The 16,464-nt window shown below is 56.1% G+C and carries 17 protein-coding genes and 1 pseudogene; 13 read left to right on the top strand and 5 right to left on the bottom strand.

Going from position 1 to position 16,464, the window contains the following annotated elements:
- The first annotated feature begins 399 nt into the window (after window positions 1-399).
- The 7 genes and pseudogenes from ACR0EV_RS17610 (at window position 400) to ACR0EV_RS17580 (ending at window position 8,295) form a co-directional block, all read left to right on the top strand.
- Window positions 400-1,847, top strand: a pseudogene (locus ACR0EV_RS17610) (aldehyde dehydrogenase family protein).
- Window positions 1,847-2,962: an iron-containing alcohol dehydrogenase gene (locus ACR0EV_RS17605; RefSeq protein WP_480801290.1), complete on the top strand. Its 1,116-nt coding sequence runs from the start codon at window positions 1,847-1,849 to the stop codon at window positions 2,960-2,962. The pseudogene ACR0EV_RS17610 and the gene ACR0EV_RS17605 overlap by 1 nt, the downstream one beginning before the upstream one ends.
- Before the next feature lie 44 nt (window positions 2,963-3,006).
- Window positions 3,007-3,942 (top strand): LysR family transcriptional regulator, encoded by a 936-nt coding sequence (locus ACR0EV_RS17600; RefSeq protein WP_480801289.1) that lies wholly within the window; start codon window positions 3,007-3,009, stop codon window positions 3,940-3,942.
- A 126-nt stretch (window positions 3,943-4,068) separates the two neighbouring features.
- Complete coding sequence (locus ACR0EV_RS17595) at window positions 4,069-5,109, top strand: TRAP transporter substrate-binding protein (RefSeq protein WP_480801288.1); 1,041 nt, start codon at window positions 4,069-4,071, stop codon at window positions 5,107-5,109.
- 32 nt (window positions 5,110-5,141) lie between these two features.
- The gene (locus ACR0EV_RS17590; RefSeq protein ID WP_480801287.1) at window positions 5,142-5,633 is read left to right on the top strand and encodes a TRAP transporter small permease; all 492 of its coding nucleotides are present in this window, start codon (window positions 5,142-5,144) and stop codon (window positions 5,631-5,633) included.
- A complete protein-coding gene (locus tag ACR0EV_RS17585) occupies window positions 5,630-6,949 on the top strand; it encodes a TRAP transporter large permease (RefSeq protein ID WP_480801286.1) in 1,320 nt (439 codons plus the stop codon). The genes ACR0EV_RS17590 and ACR0EV_RS17585 overlap by 4 nt, the downstream gene beginning before the upstream one ends.
- Window positions 6,950-7,053: 104 nt before the next feature.
- Window positions 7,054-8,295, top strand: a complete 1,242-nt coding sequence (locus tag ACR0EV_RS17580) for a glycosyltransferase (RefSeq protein WP_480801285.1) — start codon at window positions 7,054-7,056, stop codon at window positions 8,293-8,295.
- A gap of 130 nt (window positions 8,296-8,425) precedes the next feature.
- Here the strand turns inward: ACR0EV_RS17580 and ACR0EV_RS17575 are convergent, their stop codons facing one another.
- Complete coding sequence (locus tag ACR0EV_RS17575) at window positions 8,426-9,334, bottom strand: LysR family transcriptional regulator (protein ID WP_480801284.1); 909 nt, start codon at window positions 9,332-9,334, stop codon at window positions 8,426-8,428.
- An 87-nt stretch (window positions 9,335-9,421) separates the two neighbouring features.
- On the opposite strand from ACR0EV_RS17575, the gene ACR0EV_RS17570 reads away from it, so the two are divergent.
- From ACR0EV_RS17570 to ACR0EV_RS17545, 6 genes are all read left to right on the top strand, one after another.
- Entirely contained in the window at window positions 9,422-10,063 is a 642-nt protein-coding gene (locus ACR0EV_RS17570; protein WP_480801283.1) for a class I SAM-dependent methyltransferase, read from the top strand.
- A 29-nt stretch (window positions 10,064-10,092) separates the two neighbouring features.
- A complete protein-coding gene (locus ACR0EV_RS17565) occupies window positions 10,093-10,527 on the top strand; it encodes a DUF6326 family protein (protein WP_480801282.1) in 435 nt (144 codons plus the stop codon).
- Window positions 10,528-10,586: 59 nt separating this feature from the next.
- The gene (locus ACR0EV_RS17560) at window positions 10,587-11,006 is read left to right on the top strand and encodes a DUF6326 family protein (RefSeq protein WP_480801281.1); all 420 of its coding nucleotides are present in this window, start codon (window positions 10,587-10,589) and stop codon (window positions 11,004-11,006) included.
- Window positions 11,007-11,010: 4 nt separating this feature from the next.
- Window positions 11,011-11,652, top strand: coding sequence for a class I SAM-dependent methyltransferase (locus ACR0EV_RS17555; protein ID WP_480801280.1), 642 nt, complete (start codon window positions 11,011-11,013; stop codon window positions 11,650-11,652).
- Between the two features lie 248 nt (window positions 11,653-11,900).
- Window positions 11,901-13,289, top strand: coding sequence for an MATE family efflux transporter (locus ACR0EV_RS17550; RefSeq protein WP_480801279.1), 1,389 nt, complete (start codon window positions 11,901-11,903; stop codon window positions 13,287-13,289).
- Window positions 13,286-13,714, top strand: coding sequence for a glyoxalase superfamily protein (locus ACR0EV_RS17545; protein ID WP_480801278.1), 429 nt, complete (start codon window positions 13,286-13,288; stop codon window positions 13,712-13,714). The genes ACR0EV_RS17550 and ACR0EV_RS17545 overlap by 4 nt, the downstream gene beginning before the upstream one ends.
- Window positions 13,715-13,976: 262 nt before the next feature.
- On the opposite strand, the gene ACR0EV_RS17540 is transcribed toward ACR0EV_RS17545, so the two are convergent.
- From ACR0EV_RS17540 to ACR0EV_RS17525, 4 genes are all read right to left on the bottom strand, one after another.
- Window positions 13,977-14,672 carry a 3-oxoacid CoA-transferase subunit B gene (locus tag ACR0EV_RS17540; protein ID WP_480801277.1) on the bottom strand — a complete coding sequence of 232 codons (696 nt, stop codon included), beginning with the start codon at window positions 14,670-14,672 and terminating at the stop codon, window positions 13,977-13,979.
- Entirely contained in the window at window positions 14,669-15,325 is a 657-nt protein-coding gene (locus ACR0EV_RS17535; RefSeq protein WP_480801276.1) for a CoA transferase subunit A, read from the bottom strand. Before ACR0EV_RS17535 ends, ACR0EV_RS17540 begins: the two co-directional genes overlap by 4 nt.
- A 131-nt stretch (window positions 15,326-15,456) precedes the next feature.
- Window positions 15,457-16,092, bottom strand: a complete 636-nt coding sequence (gene maiA / locus ACR0EV_RS17530; RefSeq protein WP_480801275.1) for a maleylacetoacetate isomerase — start codon at window positions 16,090-16,092, stop codon at window positions 15,457-15,459.
- A 5-nt stretch (window positions 16,093-16,097) separates the two neighbouring features.
- A complete protein-coding gene (locus ACR0EV_RS17525; RefSeq protein WP_480801274.1) occupies window positions 16,098-16,463 on the bottom strand; it encodes a Rieske (2Fe-2S) protein in 366 nt (121 codons plus the stop codon).
- Window position 16,464 lies beyond the last annotated feature (1 nt).

The following is a 16,464-nucleotide window of genomic DNA, read 5'->3' as shown; positions in this document are numbered from 1 at the left end:
CCCCAGGGACGTGGTTCCGATGATGCCGTGGTCAGGACTGTCGCTGTTCTTTGCCAAGCACGCCTATGAGATGGGCACATCGGAATTACATCGAACCAGCATCATGTTGGCAGCCATCGCGCTGACCACGAACCGAAGCAAGTACCCGAAGGATCTCAGCCGAAAGCCGCGAGAGAAGGCGGAACGGACACTAACAATACCGAGGTAGCCGCTCCGGCGGATCAATTGTTATACCCAAAACCGCTTGACTGAAACGACCCCGTTACCGAAGTCCTGACCCTAGCAATTTATCCCCGGCGAAAGAAACACTTCCGTCTGGTGAAGGATCGTTTGAATTGTCACGCTTCTTGACAGTCTTAAGCTGTATCAGCAACGAAGAAGTCTAATGGGAGGAGCTGTATGTTTGCGTTTAAGGGACGCCACTACATCTCAGGGGACGGTCTAGGAGAAAGCGGGACAGGAATGATCGACGTGCTCGACCCATCGTATGGGTCAGCAATCGGGATCGCTTCCGATGGATCGGCGGCGTTGGACAAAAGGGCCGTTCACGCCGCTCGCGTTGGTCTCGAGGAAACCAATTGGGCCTTTGAGCCCCAGATAAGCGCTCAGACGCTGATGGAACTTGCGGCGACCCTTGAGGCATGTACGACCGAGTCGGCGGAAATTCTCACCAAGGAACCGGGCAGGGTTTTGTCGCAAGCCATGGATGAGGTCGCCAAATGTTTTGGCGAAGCCCATTACTATGCAGGGGTAGCATGTATTGACTTTGGCCGCACTTTTGAAAGCGGCCAAGGCAAGCTCAGCCTTACAACCCGCGAACCGGTCGGTGTCGTGTCTGTCATCGCACCCTGGAATGCGCCAGTGAAGCTTTTGGTCCGTTCGGTTGCTCCCGCGTTTGCGGCCGGTTGTTCGGTTGTGATCAAACCAGCCCCGCAAATGCCACTGACCAACGCTGTTGTAATAGAGTGCTTTGACGCCTCGACATCCCTGCCCAAGGAGATCGTGAACTCCGTCAACAAGTTTGTGACCGAGGTCGGTCACATCCTTTCGACCCATCGGAAAATCGACGTGATCTCATTTACCGGATTTTCCAAGAACGAGAAAAACATCATGGCAAAGGCGGCAGAATCAATCAGTCACGTCTCGCGGGAACTACGCGGTAAGGCTCCTGCCTTTGTGTTCCCGGAGGCCGATCTATCGCGTGCCGTCCACGAGACTGTGCAGCGTGCTCTAGCCTTCAAAAAACAGATGTGCATTTGCATCAGCCGCATTCTCATTCACGGTCAAGCCTATAACCAGGCCAAGGGAGGGCTCCAAAGCGCATTTTCGAGCGTCGTAGTGGGTGACCCGCCAGCAAGCGGCGTAGGCCTGGGCCCACTGATCGACAAGGCAAGCCGGTCGTGCATTTTGTTTTTGATAGATCGCGCCAGCGACGGGGCGGTTGTCGTCACAAAAGGCGATGTCGGGGACGCCTCGTTGGCTTCCGAAAACTTTGTCTCGCCCACGCGTTCGAGACCGACGACGCGAACCATGACCTGGTGCAAGAGGAGCTCTTTGGCCCGATTATTTCGCTTGAGCAGTTCACATCAGAGTCAGGCGCTTTGGCCAAGGCCAATACGACAAAGTTATGGTTGGCAGCGTCGGTCTACAAACAAAACATGGATCTGGGTATGCGGGGGTCTCGAGCACTGCGGTCCGGGACGGTCAGGAACAACTGCCACAATCGCGTCTTGTCCGAGGTCGAATCCGGCGGCTACCGCGAAAGCGGGATCGGGCGATTGCATGGGATAGAAGCGATGCCCGATTTCCCTGAGTCAAAGCACATATTTTTCGAAGGAGCAGGCTGATGCCGTTGATACAATACCTGGCACGGATTCAGTTTGAGTTCGGAGCGATTCAGACCCTTAGCGAAGAAATCACTCGACTTGGTATTTCCCGCCCAATGCTAGTGACGGACACAGGGGTCGCGGCTGCGGGCCTCCTTCAAAAGGCTCTCGATGCGGCCAAACCCCATGATCCGATTGTTTACGATGATACGACAGAAAACCCGACCGAGCAGTCTTTGAATGCCTGTCTTGACCTCTGGGCCGAACATGGATGCGATGGTTTGATCGCGCTCGGTGGCGGGTCCCCGATTGATCTGTCCAAAGCTGTGGCTTTGCTAACATCCCATGGCGGGAAGTTGGCGGATTATGACGTAAAGGTCGGTGGCTCGGAGGCCATAGGCAAGGTGTCTCCGCAAATAGCGATTCCTACAACGGCAGGCACCGGCGCCGAAGTGGGACGCGCCTGTGTAATGTCTCTACTCGACGGAACAAAATCGATCGCGGTGAACTTGAATTTAGTCGCTGATACAGTTATTTGTGACCCGGAACTCTCTTTGTCCCTGCCGCCGCGGCTGACGGCTGCCACGGGGATTGATGCACTTAGCCATGGTATAGAAACTACTATGAGCCCTTGGGTGAACCCTCCCGCTGGCGCCATCGCGCTGGACTGCGTAGCCCGCACTGCAAAGTGGTTGCCAGTTGCAGTGCAAGAGGGATCAAACCGCCAGGCCCGCTGGGAAATGATGATGGGAGCGCTTGAAGGTGGGATGTGCCTGCAAAAGGCCCTTGGCGGAGCCCACGCAATGGCGACGCCTCTGGGCGAACTCAAGTTGCACCACGGAGCGCTCGTCGGAGTGCTATTGCCGCATATCCTCCGGTTCAATCAAGATCACGCCGCGGCGGAAATCGCTCAGATCAGGCGGGCTGCAGAGATACCCGAGGAAAAACCAACCGATATTTGGGTGCACGAAATGCTGATGAGCGTCGGCCTTCCCACCAAATTAAGCGATATGGGAGTCTTAGGTTCGGTTTTGCCTGAGATCGCAGAAAAAGCGGCCAAGGATCACCTTTCGGCGACAAATCCGCGCCCCGCTCAGGCCTCAGATTATCTGTCTCTGCTGGTAGCTGCGCTTTGATTCCGACCTTGAAAGGCCTCTTCAGGTCTGCCATGGATATTTGCATGGACCTAAGGCAGTTGAAGTATTTTCTTTCAGTGGTGGAGCACAATAGTTTCTCTGCTGCGTCAGAAGCTTTGAATGTCACGCACCCCGCATTGGGTCAGCAAGTGCGTAAACTTGAGGATGAGTTGGGTCTACAACTGTTCGAGCGTCACTCAAGAGGCGTGAGGACTTCAGCGGCGGGAGCACGACTGGTGGGTCATGCCAGAGAGATCGTGGAAAAGTTCCAGCATACTCGCGATGATATGGCGGCCTTTTCCTCAAACCCTGTTGGACGGGTTCGGCTTGGGGTCACGCCCGCTCTGGGGCGCGTTTTGGTTCCTCTCCTGTTAGAGCACTGCTCCGACAGATATCCTGAGTTGCAACTCCATTTAGTGCAAGGCTACGCCGACCACCTGGAACGCCGTTTGCGCGATCAAGAGCTGGATGTCTCAATAGTGCATAGCAAAATCGACACGCCTCACTTAGAGAGTGTGCCTTTATTTATTGAAGAAATCTGCCTGATTGGCGCACCCAACCTGCTGGAAGGTCTTGAGGAGCCAGTTGCCCCAGCGGAGCTTGCACAATTACCTTTGATCCTGGACGAACGAGGCCAACTCACGCGCACAACGCTGGAAAGCGTGCTAAATGGTACCACCGTCGGACAAAAAAACACTGTCGAGGTTCAAGCCGTCAATATCCGCCGGGAATTTGTGATGCAGGGTACGCATTGTGCTTTGGCCCCGCGCGCTTTGTTCTATGACGAATTTACCTTGGGCCACGTTCAGGCACTTCGGGTCGATCTGCCCGCCTTTAAGCGCACTTTGGGCTTGGCGACACCACGGGTCGAATCGATGTCCCGGGCAGTGGCAGTTGTCCGTGAATCTTTCGTGGATTTGGTCGGACAAGCCGCGCAAGAAGGCCGCTATGGTTGGCGAATCGCGCATAGCGACTGGTGAAACCATTTCTTACGTCGTGCGAAACTAGGACCAACATACACCCCGCGAGAAACCTCCTTTAATCTCGTCTTGGCAAAAGGGCCTGCCAACAACGCTGGCCTCCTGAGCTATTGACGGGAGGATCAAATGCTCAATCACTTCACCAAATGGACGGCAGCTATCACTTTGGTTACTGCCTCGACCATTTCGGCATCTGCCGCGGACCTCAAGTTTCACCATTTCCTGACACCGCAAGCCATGCCGACGGCCAAGGTCATGGTGCCATGGGCACAATCGGTCGAAGAAGCCTCGAGCGGAGAAGTCAAAATCACCCTTTTCCCCAGAATGCAATTGGGCGGCAAACCCCCACAGATCTCTGACCAAGTGAGCAAAGGCATCGTGGATTTTGGGTGGGTGCTACCCGGTTACACTCCAGGCCGTTTCCCACGGTTGGAAGTTTTTGAATTGCCCAGCGTTTACAATGGGGACCCGATGTCCACCTCGCTGGCTATCGCCGACATGACCGAGACCGCACTTGCGGACGATTATTCCCGCAACGGGGTCAAGCCCGTGCTGCAGATTGTTCACGCGGGCAATTTGATGCACTGCAAAGACAAGGCAATCCGTACTCTTGCTGACTTCGAAGGCCTGAAGATCCGAACTCCTTCGCGGACTGGAGGCTTCATGCTGGAGGCCCTAGGCGCCACACCCGTTGGGATGCCCGTGCCTGCGATCCCTGAGGCCCTTTCCAAAGGCGTGATCGATTGCGCAGCGATCCCATGGGAAATCGCAGCCGCGCTAAAGGTGCATGAACTGGCGCAATACCACACCTTGCTGGCCGACGAAGACCGGTTCGGTACCGCGGTGATCTTTACCCTGATGAACCCCGACACCTACGACGCCCTGGGCGCCAATGGTAAGGCAGCCATAGACGCCAACAGTGGGCGCGCGAGCTCGACCATGGCTGCAGAACAATTCATCGCAGGCGAAGGACCTGGGATGCAGGAAGCAATAGACCACGGCAATGAGGTTATCCTCCTGTCTGAGGAGGACTCCAAAGCTTTCAATGAACTGATGGAAAGCGTTGAAGCCCGTTGGGTGGAACAGGCTGCGGAGGCAGGTTTTGATCCGGTTGAGCTGATCGCAAAGGCGCAAGCCGCAATCGCTGCCAACGAAGCCTTGAACTAGGCATGGCACGCCCAGACCGTGTTGATCCGGCAGTGCCGCTGCCGGATAATTCATCTTTCCTTGGCAACATCGCCACTTTTTGGGGTCTGGCCGGCGGCTTGGTTTTTATCGGGTTGACGCTCGTCACAGTCGTCAGCATTCTGTCGCGCTGGCTGATTTCCGCCCCAGTGCCCGGGGATTTCGAACTGATCGAAATTGGCACGTCGCTCGGCGTGTTTATGGCGCTACCATACGCGCAGCTCGTCGGCGCTCATGTGATTGTCGACATTGCCACTGAAGGGATACCCCCACGCGGCCGCGCGGCTTTAGATGCCTTGGCCTCGTTTCTTTTTGGGTTTTTCATGCTGGTATTGACTTGGCGGCTATATCACGGGTTCCAGGACATGATCTCAGGACGTGACAATACGATGATACTTCAGATCCCTCTTTGGTCGACCTTCCCGATCATCATCGTCTCAACCTTTCTGACGGTGTTTGTCTGCTTGCAGACCGCGCTACAGCATTTTCGGAGGGCTCTGCGATGAGTGGAGCGACCGTCGCTGCAATCGGGTTTGGATTTCTCTTTATGATGATCGGTTTACGCGTTCCGATCGCTTTGGCCATGGCATTGGTGGGCGGGGTGGGTTTCATTTCCTATACCAACGCAGACGCGCTGCTGAATATGATGAACGCGCAGGCTTATTGGCGTTTCACCACCTATGATCTGTCCGTCGTCCCCCTGTTTATTTTGATGGGGCAATTGGCAACCAAGGCGGGCCTGAGCCAAGAGCTCTTTACAGCCGCTCGGGCTTGGACAGGTCATCGTCGAGGGGGGCTTGCCATGGCGGCCATCGCAGGATGCGCAGGGTTCGGCGCGATTTGCGGGTCATCATTGGCTACGGCTGCCACCATGGGCAAAGTCGCTTTGCCCGAGCTGAAACGCTACAACTACAATGGCGCCTTGGCGACTGGATCACTGGCCGCTGGCGGTACGTTGGGTATCTTGATCCCACCGTCGATCATCCTCGTGATCTATGCGATCATCGTCGAAGTGAACATTGTGACTATGTTCCAAGCCGCCTTTTTGCCGGGCATCCTAGCAGCTTTAGGCTATATCATCGCGGTATCCATCTATGTCCGCATCTACCCCAAAGCAGGGCCAGCTGCACCCCGGATGCCATATGCGAAGCGCTTTGCCGCGTTGCGCGCCGTGTGGCCGGTCCTGTTCATCTTTTGCCTTGTGATCGGTGGAATCTATTTCGGCATCTTCACGCCGACTGAAGCGGCGGCCGTCGGAGCCTTTCTGACCGGTGTGTTCGCTTGGGTGCGAGGATCGCTGAGTTGGGGTGACCTGAAGGAAGCAGTGCTTGGAACTATAGGCACCACCGCCGCGATCTTTATGATCCTTCTCGGTGCTGAGATGCTGAATGGCTTTCTCGCCCTGACGCAGGTGACATTCATGCTGGCTGATTGGTTTGCCAATTCTGGCCTTAGTCCCTACACGGTGCTGGCATTGATGCTTGTACTGTTCATCCTGATGGGCTGTGTAATGGATAGCCTGTCGATGATCCTTCTGACAATCCCGATTTTTTGGCCGATCTTGTCGGGTATGGATTTTGGTTTGAGCGAGACTGAGATGAAGGTCTGGTTTGGCATTATAGCACTGATTGTGGTCGAGATGGGTCTGATCACGCCTCCTGTGGGAATGAACGTGTTCATTATCAACCAAATGGCCGATCGTATTCCGATACGCGAAACGTTCAAAGGCGTAATTCCCTTTATGGCCTCCGACTTCGTTCGGGTTGTGGTCCTTGTCTCGATCCCTTGGATTACACTCTCTGTTCCGCGTCTTTTGGGATAGAGGTACACGCAAACTAAGCTGATCTGATAACCCACAGCATTTGCAACAATACGCGTGGTCTACGCAATCAGAGAAAGGCAGAACAAATCGCAAAGGTCTTGATCTTGACCCTCGGCAGCCGGGGCGACGTGCAGCCCTACTGCGCGTTAGCCAGCGAGTTGGTCCGACGTGGACATGCCGTAACCCTGTCGACCGGTCAGGGTTTTTCGGACATCATTCCGGACAAGGTTGCCTACCGACCCCTGTCCATCGACATGGAAGCGCTGCTGCAAGACCCGGGTATGCAGGCGGCTATGCATGGGGTCCGGGCCAAGATCCAGGCGTTCCGGGCCAGCCGCGCCATGATGCTACAGCAACTGGATGAGATGTGGGATATCGCGCAGGACATCGGCCCTGACGCCATCATCTATCATCCCAAATCCTTCATCGCGCCCTATCTAGCCCGTGCGCTTGGCATCGTCGCGATCCCAAGCTTCCTGCAGCCCGCATTCCAACCTACGCGAGAGTTCCAAAACCCCCTTTTGGGAATCCAAGGCGTCGGGCCGCGCAGCAATCGGCTTTTCGGTAGGGCGATGATCCGTCTGATGCGGTTTGGTCATAACGCCCTATTGAAAGGATGGTTTCCCCGGCACACGGATGTGCCCCGCACCCCTGACCTGGACGTTTTGGCCGGGTATCACCCGGACGGCGACACGCCACCGCGGCTTTATGCGCACAGCGCGTGTCTTGTGCCCAAACCCGCAGATTGGGGCGTACAGGATCACGTGACGGGCGACTGGCATGACCCTTCTCTCCAAACCTGGTCGCCGCCGGTAAATCTAGAATCTTTTCTCAATGCTGGACTTCCGCCGCTATATGTTGGTTTCGGCAGTACGCCGGCACAGAATGGCTCTCAAATCACCAACATTATTTTGGCGGCTCTCAAACAAACTGGTCAGCGCGCAATCCTTTCGGTTGGCTGGGGTGGACTTGAAGCACGGGAAAACATGGACTCCATCCTTTTCCTTGAACAGGCGCCACATGATTGGCTCTTTCCTCGCTGCCGTGCCGTTGTTCATCACGGGGGTGCGGGCACAACCCACAGCGGGTTGCGCAATGGGCGCCCGAGCCTAATCTGCCCGTACTTTGGGGATCAGCCGTTCTGGGGGCGACGTGTTGCGGCAATCGGGGCCGGACCAAACCCGGTGCCAGTGAAGTCTATGACCGTCGAAACGATGGCCAGTGCGTTACAGAAACTTGAAGATGACAGTTTTCACGAGGCGGCCGGTGCCGCTGCCAATTGTATGGCGCGCGAAACCGGGCCCATGACTGCTGCTGCACTGATCGAACGGACATTGGATGCATAGGTGCTGTACGACCTTTCAAGCGGCCGCATCAAGGCCGCATGCGACTTTCGCGCTCCGTCGCATCTGAAATATCGGAGCGGAGAAAGCAATCATTTGGCACGTCTTGCTATGACCGCGAGCCCGCTTGGTCCTAAGTTGCGACGCCGCGCCCTGCTTTAGCCAATCCTCGCGCTAACAAGTCAAACACGATGCGAATGCGACGGCTGGTTTGCAGTTCCCTGTGGGTCACCAACCAAATCGGAAACTCCAGTGAGGGAAACTCTGAAAGGACTTTCTCGACGCCCGGCTCGGCATCGCCCAGCACTTCGGGCTGCATCGAAACGCCGTAGCCGGCCTTCACGAGCTCCCAAGCGACGACACCGCTTTCACTCGACATCACGAAACGATCCGCCCGGACAGGAACGCCCATGTTGTGGAGCGGGGCCATAAGCCGCTCGGGATCTGCGTTGCCGACAAAGTCATGGGCCGCGATGTCATGGGCAGTCTTTGGGCGACCCGCGCGGTCAAGATACGCGGTTGCCGCGTAAAGGTTGGCGCGGAAATCCCCTACATGCCGCGCGATCAGATCGGGTTGCTCGGGCCGGATATGACGGATCGCGATATCCGCCTCTCGTTGTGTGAGGTTCTGCACGTCGCTTGACGCAACGATGCGGACACGAACACCGGGTGCCGCCTCGCGTAGCGGGGACAAGAGGCCCGGCAGTATTGAAGCAGACAACAAGTCCGTCGCAGTCACGGTGACTTCACCTGTTACCTCCTGCGATTTGCCGGTGGCCACGATAGAAATCAGCGTGGCCATGTCCCCCATGCCGCGCACTTGATCGAGCAGTTCACGCCCAGTCTCAGTAAGCGTCGGCCCGCGCACGCTGCGCTCCACTAGCGTGACGCCAGGCTTGGCTTCCAAGTCAGATACCTGTCGACCGATGGTCGGCTGAGTCGTCTTCAGGGCGCGCGCTGCACCGCTGAACGATCCTTCCTCAGCAGTCGCGAGGAAGGCCCGGACCTGGTTCCAGTCAAAAGAGATCGCATCCCAGTTCATGCATGGGCGTATAGCAGGTGTAGGAATTTCGGCAATCCACTGTTTCTCGATGCACAGCTATCTCAGCATCCAACACGGAGAAGCACTATGCAAAGCGACACATCAAATCCCGGTACCGCATCCTTCTGGGATCGGATCGCTCCAAAATATGCGGCCAAGCCGGTAAAGGATAAGGCAGCCTACCACCAGAAACTAGACTCCGTTCGAGCGCTCTTGAGTGCCGAGGATCGGGTGCTGGAAATCGGCTGCGGTACGGGCAGCACAGCCCTTCATCTTGCTCCCGCGGTGGCTGAGTTCGTCGCGACCGATATCTCAGGCGGAATGATCGCAATCGCCGAGGACAAGCGGAGCGCCACTGGCGTCATGAACGCTAAATTTGTCCAGGCGGATGCGAGCGAGACGCTCTACGAGGCGCCCTTTGACGCCATCCTGAGCTTCAGCCTGCTCCACCTCGTGGAAGACTTGCCCGCGGTCTTGGATTCTGTTTACGCTCAGCTCAAACCCGGCGGGCATTTTCTGTCGAAAACAGTCTGCCTGGGCGATGCTTCCATAGTCCTCCGCCTGTTCGTTCTCGCCCTCGGTGCGATTGGTCTGGCCCCGCCTGTTACTCCGCTCAGCAGGACCGGACTCAGCGGCGCGCTCAAACGCGCAGGGTTCGACCTAGTGGAGCACCGGTATTTCGGAAAAGGCAAATTGAACCCCTTCATTGTGGCACGGCGACCAGCCTAAGCCTTACATCAACGAGAGAGATTCCGAGCATGAGTGCAAAATCCCGACCGCAGAACCCTCGCACCGTTTTGTCAGTGCTGTGGGTTTTCCTGCTGATGAACATCATCTTCCGCGACATTCATCAGTTTCTTTCACCCGGCTACATGGAATGGGTCATGGCCGGCGAGATGTTTGGCCAGCAAATCACCGATAAGCTGTTGCTCTACGGAGGTTTTGCCGTCGAGGTCTTGATCCTGATGGTGCTTTTGCCGCATGTACTGCCGCGCCGTGCACTGCGGAACGTGAATTGCTTTGCTGCGGCGTTCACGACCGCGCTCGTGCTCTTCACTCCGCCTATTGATCCTGATGATGTGTTCTTCTTGGTTATCGTCATGTCGACGTTGGCGGCTATCGTCTGGTTCGGATGGACGCGGTTTGCTGTGCAATCTACCGCGACCCAGCAGCCTTATCCCAGCCCAGTTTGACACCGCGCGCCTAGTTACAAGGTGTCTACTCCCCGATCTGCAAACGAACGGACTTTATTATGCGCAAAGTGGACCCGCATCTCATGCTGGCGGCCCTGTGGCTGTTCATCCTGCTCAACATCATATTTCGGGACCTCCATCAGTTCGTGATGCCCGGCTTCATCGAAACCATCATGACGGGACACTTCAACGGGATGGAAATCACGTCTGAACTCATGCTGTTTGGCGGGGTCGTTGTCTCGGTTCCGATTTCGATGATCCCGCTCTCACTTATTTTGGAGAGGCGGTTTCTGCGGCCGCTGACCTTTGTCGGTGTCGTCATCACCACGGTCACAATGATCCCCCCTGCCCCAATGGATCTGGACGACGTATTTCATCTGGTTCTGCAATTCCTGGGTATTGCCGGCATCGTCAAAATCGCCTGGGGCGGGGCGCTCCAACAGGTTGTCCGCGGCAAGTTCATGGCAACGAGGCGATAGAACTATGACCTATCTCGCAAACTCTGACAGAGGTGCTATCGGGCTCTACGACAGGTTGGCTCCTGTCTACGACCAGCTCCATCAACGCTGGTTGCGGCTATCCGGAGGCGAGGCACAAGCTGCCCTTGAGGCCGCCGTTAGAGTCGAATTGGCGAAGAGGTCGCAACTCCTCGACGCGGGTTGCGGAACCGGCCGATTTGCGCGCCGCCTTTTGGCTGAAGGCGTCATGCCCAGACAGATCACCTTGTTGGATCCGTCAGAAGCCATGCTCGCACACTGCGCCGACCTCCCAGTGGAGACGAGCCGCGGCCGGCTTGAAGCTTTGCCATTTACCGATGCGTGCTTCGACATCGTGACCTGTGCATGGGCGATCGAAGCTGTGCCCGAACCAAACACTGCCTTGGAAGAATTATGCCGTGTGTTGCGACCCGGAGGGTTACTCTGTTTGACGTTCTGTGCCGAGAAACCGCAGCGAAACATCCTGGACTGGGTGATGCAAAAGCGAATTGTGTATCGTCAGACGGGCCGGTTTCTCAGCAGCGACTGGGTTGGTACATGTCTACGCGATGCGATGAGCTGCGACGTGCGTATCCTGCCGTCCGCAGGCCCCGCGGCGACGATAATCGCGCGTCGAAATCAAACCTGATGCGCTGTGGCTCGTGTCATGAGCTTCTACGCCATTAAGTGTACTGAATCGTTCAGAAGGGGCTTGACGACTACGCTGCCAGTTCGTAACTGACGGCATGGCTACAGACGCCTGCCGCTCGCTGACTTACGTCTTGGTGAAGTTCTGTATCAGACACGATCTTCGTCATCCCAGGCACATGTCGCGCGGATGGTAATGCGGGCCCCTTCCAAATCTTGCGTAACGTCAGCCAGAAGGAACACGGGGTCATGTCGTACCAATCCGACACCTACTTGAAGGGCCCGCTCGGCCCGATCTACGCAAAAACCGCGCTACCGATTATCTTTGTGATGGGCATGAACGGTCTCTTGGCCGTGGCCGATGCCCTTTTTCTTGGATACTTTGCGGGACCAGATGCGCTTGCAGCCGTCACGTTGATGTTCCCACTTTACATGTTGGTCGTGGCGCTTGCGACGCTTGTATCATCGGGCATGTCGAGCATCCTTGCACGTCATCTAGGCGCCGGGCGCGTGCATGACGCGCGGGCAATTTTCGCAGGCACCCATGGTCTTGCGGTGACTTTGGGCCTGACGCTTACATTGCTCTTTTTTGCATTGGGCGAACCTCTGGCCCTGCTTGTTGCAGGGGGATCCACGCATCTCGCTGACCTTGGGCTCGTTTACCTGCGCATTACAGTGCTGGCCGCACCGATGATGTTCATCCTGTCAATCAACTCTGACGCGCTTCGCAACGAAGGACTGGTCATGCTTATGGCGGCTTTGAGCCTTCTCGTTTCGCTGTCGAATATGGGTTTTAACTATATGTTGATCGGGTTGTTTGACATGGGCGTTGCCGGGTCGGCCTATGGCACAGCGCTATCACAGGTCTTGGCCCTTGCGATCATCCTGGTGTTCCGAGTGTTTGGCGAGACTGCGCTGCGACCCACTGCGCTCTGGCGGCATTCGGTCTTTACGGGGTGGGGACGCATCTTTGCGCTTGGCGCGCCGCAGAGCCTGAATTTCATTGGTTTAGCGTTAGGATCCGCCGCAATCTTGGCAGCACTCCAATGGGTCGAGGCCCCGAGATTTGATGCGACCGTCTCTGCATACGGCATCATTACGCGCCTGATCACGTTCGCCTTCTTGCCGCTCTTGGGTCTTGCCCACGCGATGCAGACCATCACCGGCCAGAACTACGGGGCGGGCACTTTCCATCGAAGCGATGCGAGCCTGCGCATAGCCGTCGTCGTGTCTTTTATCTATTGCGTTGTCCTGCAGCTTGGCATGAGCTTGCTCGCGGCTGAGATTGGGTCCGCCTTTGTCGCGGATGACACGGTTGTCTCTGAGGTTGCCCGCATTCTCCCGATCCTGTCTGCGGGGTTTTTCCTGGCGGGTCCCCTGATGATGGTTGCGATGCATTTTCAAGCCATCGGTGACGCGAGCCGAGCAGCGATGCTCGGTTTGTCCAAACCTTATCTCTTCGCGATCCCACTGACATTTGTATTAGCGCAGCAACTGGGTGAGGTTGGGATCTGGCTGGCGGCCCCTGCCGCGGAGATTTTGCTACTGATGCTGACAATATTTGTACTGATGCAATTGGCGCGGCGACGCGCGCTCAGCTGGGGCCTGTTTCAAACGCGAAAGGAGAGCTTGCTATGACCCGCGACCTTCCAACCCTTTCAGAGGCAAAAAAACTCGCTATGACGTTGCGGGAACGGCTGGTCGCAGAAGGGCGTGCGCTCGGTCACTCCCAGGCCCTGGAACGGATCGCTCACGACCATGGCTTTCGGGACTGGAACGGGTTTCGCGCGGCAATTGAGGCGCATCGCCCCAACGGCTGGATCAGCGGGGAGCGCCTGACCGGTCGTTATCTGGGCCAAGCCTTTAAGGCAACGATTCTGTCCTCTGAGCCATTGCGCCCCGGATGGTATCGCCTCGTGCTAGATCTCGACGAAGCGGTGGACGTCGTGCAGTTTGAGAGCTTTTCAAACCTGCGCAAGCAAATCCGTGCTGAAGTCGGACCGCAGGGCCATTCGAAAGAGCGTAGGTCCGATGGAACACCGCATGTGGTGATCGATCTGTGAGAGGTCACTTGGGGTTGTCCGCGGCGAGTCGGTACTTGCGGAATTGCGTGCCGTCCAAAGTGACGTCGCCCTCAGATACCGCACCCATGCGGGCCAAGGCCCTAAACTTGGTTCGCGTAGGTGGCAATAGAAATGTGACCGAGTTGATCCGCGCATCGGCACGGGCAAAGGCAAGCGCCTGATGGGTGACCCGCGTCCCAAAACCCAAAGGCTGACGGATTGTGAACTAGCCCAAAATCCCAATCCGCCCGTTCGAGCTTTGTCATTCAGCGTCAACCGAGGACGGAGACCAGGCTGACAATTTCATGACACCCACGTCCGAAGCAACGGAAAACGTAGCCTCAGTGCATTGCTTTATTTTCTCAATGGCTACACCCGGCGCAAATTCCTTGAGCACTAAGCCATCCCTTGTTGGTGCAAAAACCGCTAGCTCCGTAACAAGCAAATCAACTGGCCGAGTTGATGTTAGGGGCAAGTCGCATTCAGATACAATTTTTGATTTTCCTTTTGCGGAGTGCTGCATTGCAACGACAACGCGGCGCGCTCCTGTGACCAGATCCATCGCGCCACCCATGCCCGGTACAAGTTTGCCCGGAACCATCCAGTTAGCTAGACGCCCCAAGGTATCCACCTGCAAACCACCCAGAACAGTCATGTCCAGATGGCCACCACGAATAATTCCAAAACTCATAGCACTGTCGATCGACGCCGCTCCCGGCACAGCAGACACAAAGCCGCCGCCGGCGTCCGTCAAGTTTTCGTCCTCCATGCCTTCGGGTGGACGAGCACCAAGTCCAATGACACCGTTTTCGGCTTGAAAGAATACACCTGCATCAGAAGGTAGGTGGTTCGCAACCATACTCGGCAAGCCAATTCCCAGGTTAACAAGCATTCCAGGTTTGACCTCTTGTGCGACGCGCCTCGCGATAATGTCTTTGGGATTGGTCGGGCTTGTCATTTGCGAGGCCTTTCAAGTATGTAGTCCACTAGAATCCCCGGTGTTTTGACGTTGTCTGGCGGGATTGCGCCGACGGGCAATATATGCTCCGGTTCGGCAATTACAGTCTTACCAGCCATCGCCATTACGGGATTAAAATTGTGCGCTGTCAGTGAGTACTCAAGGTTGCCAACATAGTCGCAGTTTTTGGCTGAAATTAGAGCAAAATCGGCAGCTATGGCCCGCTCTAACAAATACTCTTGTCCATCAACGGTCGCGATCTCCTTCCCCTCGGCGACAGCAGTCCCCAATCCAGTTGGCGTAAGAATTCCTCCCAGTCCAACTCCAGCCGCGCGTATCTGCTCAACCAGCGTGCCTTGTGGGATGAGTTCAACTTCGATCTCCCCGGACATCATCATTTCCTGTGTTTGTGGATTCAATCCAATATGACTGGCGACGACCTTCCTGACAGCCTTTCCGGCAATTAGTTTGCCGATGCCAACGTCTGGCATTGCTGTATCATTGGCAATAATAGTCAGCCCCTTCGTACCGCGCGCGACAATCGCTTCGATAACCCTAGTGGGCGTTCCAACACCCATGAATCCACCAATCATTACGGTGGATCCATCCTTGATCATCTCGGCCGCAGTCTCTGCTTTTATCGCTTTTTTCATCTAACCTATCTCGCTACTTCTATTGGCGTGCGCCTTGAGCCTAGTCACAGAGCACTTCGCGATTTGCTCCGCTTCTTCTTGGCCTGAGCTCACGAGAGAGCTTCACTGCTCGACTTACGCGGCCACCCAACTTAAGCCGAATGTTTGACGACTTCGGGATGCGCCAACCTAAATGCCTCCAGTTTCTCAGTACCACTCGAGACAGCAATCAATCTCGGAAATGGAGCAAGATTTACCTCCCACCTTCTCGCGTTGTACAATTGTGGCACAAGGCAGCAATCCGCCAACGTCGGAACTTCTCCGAAGCAGTAGGTACTGGGTGGCAGCTGCTGCAACACGGCCTCAACGTCCGCCAATCCCGAGCTGATAAAATGCTTCATCCAATCCTTTTTTTCCCGGGCTGGTTCATCGAAATTTGCAGCTGCAAAGGCAGCCACGCGAAAGTTACAAACGGGATGAATCTCCATCGCGATTGCATAGGAGAGCGCTCGGACCTTTTGGGCGTCGATTTCTTTTTCTGGCAATAACCGGGAACCGGCCCTAGTGCCATGCAGGTATTCGATTATTGAAAGCGATTGGATGAGGATCTGACCATCAATCTCCAGAACCGGGACCAGGCCCTGTGGGTTCGTTTCAAGATGATCCGGGGATCGTTGCTCGCCCGCAAGGAGGTCCACAGTCTTGGACTCGTATTTGATCCCCAAAAGGTTCAGGGCAATGCGTACACGATAAGAGGCAGACGAGCGCCAATAGTCGTGCAGAACCACCCTGCTCACGTTGCCATTCCAATTACGATTTTGCCATGCACTTCCTGAACCGGTATCGGGTCAAGGCGCTCTCCGATACCTAAACCCTCTATGCCTTCGCCCGTTTCGACGGAAAAACCTGCCGAATGGTTGGTGCAGCGCAAGGTTGACTTGTCGGCCGAAATTAGACGATCACCCTTGTGGTCGAGCGGCAGGTATTGATGCGGACAGGCGTTGACATAGGCCTTCACCTCGTCGTGCCGCCGCACCAGCAGGATTGGATACCCTTCAAGTTCAAGGCAGAGCGTATCGCCATCAGGAATGTCAGCGACGGCACAGACCTCGATACCAGGCTCTGGGGCACCCCTGTAGGATTTCCACGCGTCCGACATG

It is taken from the genome of Ruegeria sp. CF8 (assembly GCF_056537285.1).
The sequence above is the reverse complement of the archived record's forward strand: the minus strand, read 5'-3'. Positions and strand labels throughout refer to the sequence as shown.

Excerpts from the sequence above, each read along its gene's own strand:
- ACR0EV_RS17605 (WP_480801290.1), top strand. The coding sequence starts at position 1,847 with ATGCCGTTGATACAATACCTGGCACGGATTCAGTTTGAGTTCGGAGCG.
- ACR0EV_RS17600 (WP_480801289.1), top strand. The coding sequence starts at position 3,007 with ATGGACCTAAGGCAGTTGAAGTATTTTCTTTCAGTGGTGGAGCACAAT.
- ACR0EV_RS17595 (WP_480801288.1), top strand. The coding sequence starts at position 4,069 with ATGCTCAATCACTTCACCAAATGGACGGCAGCTATCACTTTGGTTACT.
- ACR0EV_RS17585 (WP_480801286.1), top strand. The coding sequence starts at position 5,630 with ATGAGTGGAGCGACCGTCGCTGCAATCGGGTTTGGATTTCTCTTTATG.
- ACR0EV_RS17575 (WP_480801284.1), bottom strand. The coding sequence starts at position 9,334 with ATGAACTGGGATGCGATCTCTTTTGACTGGAACCAGGTCCGGGCCTTC.
- ACR0EV_RS17570 (WP_480801283.1), top strand. The coding sequence starts at position 9,422 with ATGCAAAGCGACACATCAAATCCCGGTACCGCATCCTTCTGGGATCGG.
- ACR0EV_RS17565 (WP_480801282.1), top strand. The coding sequence starts at position 10,093 with ATGAGTGCAAAATCCCGACCGCAGAACCCTCGCACCGTTTTGTCAGTG.
- ACR0EV_RS17560 (WP_480801281.1), top strand. The coding sequence starts at position 10,587 with ATGCGCAAAGTGGACCCGCATCTCATGCTGGCGGCCCTGTGGCTGTTC.
- ACR0EV_RS17555 (WP_480801280.1), top strand. The coding sequence starts at position 11,011 with ATGACCTATCTCGCAAACTCTGACAGAGGTGCTATCGGGCTCTACGAC.
- ACR0EV_RS17550 (WP_480801279.1), top strand. The coding sequence starts at position 11,901 with ATGTCGTACCAATCCGACACCTACTTGAAGGGCCCGCTCGGCCCGATC.
- ACR0EV_RS17545 (WP_480801278.1), top strand. The coding sequence starts at position 13,286 with ATGACCCGCGACCTTCCAACCCTTTCAGAGGCAAAAAAACTCGCTATG.
- ACR0EV_RS17540 (WP_480801277.1), bottom strand. The coding sequence starts at position 14,672 with ATGACAAGCCCGACCAATCCCAAAGACATTATCGCGAGGCGCGTCGCA.
- ACR0EV_RS17535 (WP_480801276.1), bottom strand. The coding sequence starts at position 15,325 with ATGAAAAAAGCGATAAAAGCAGAGACTGCGGCCGAGATGATCAAGGAT.
- ACR0EV_RS17525 (WP_480801274.1), bottom strand. The coding sequence starts at position 16,463 with ATGTCGGACGCGTGGAAATCCTACAGGGGTGCCCCAGAGCCTGGTATC.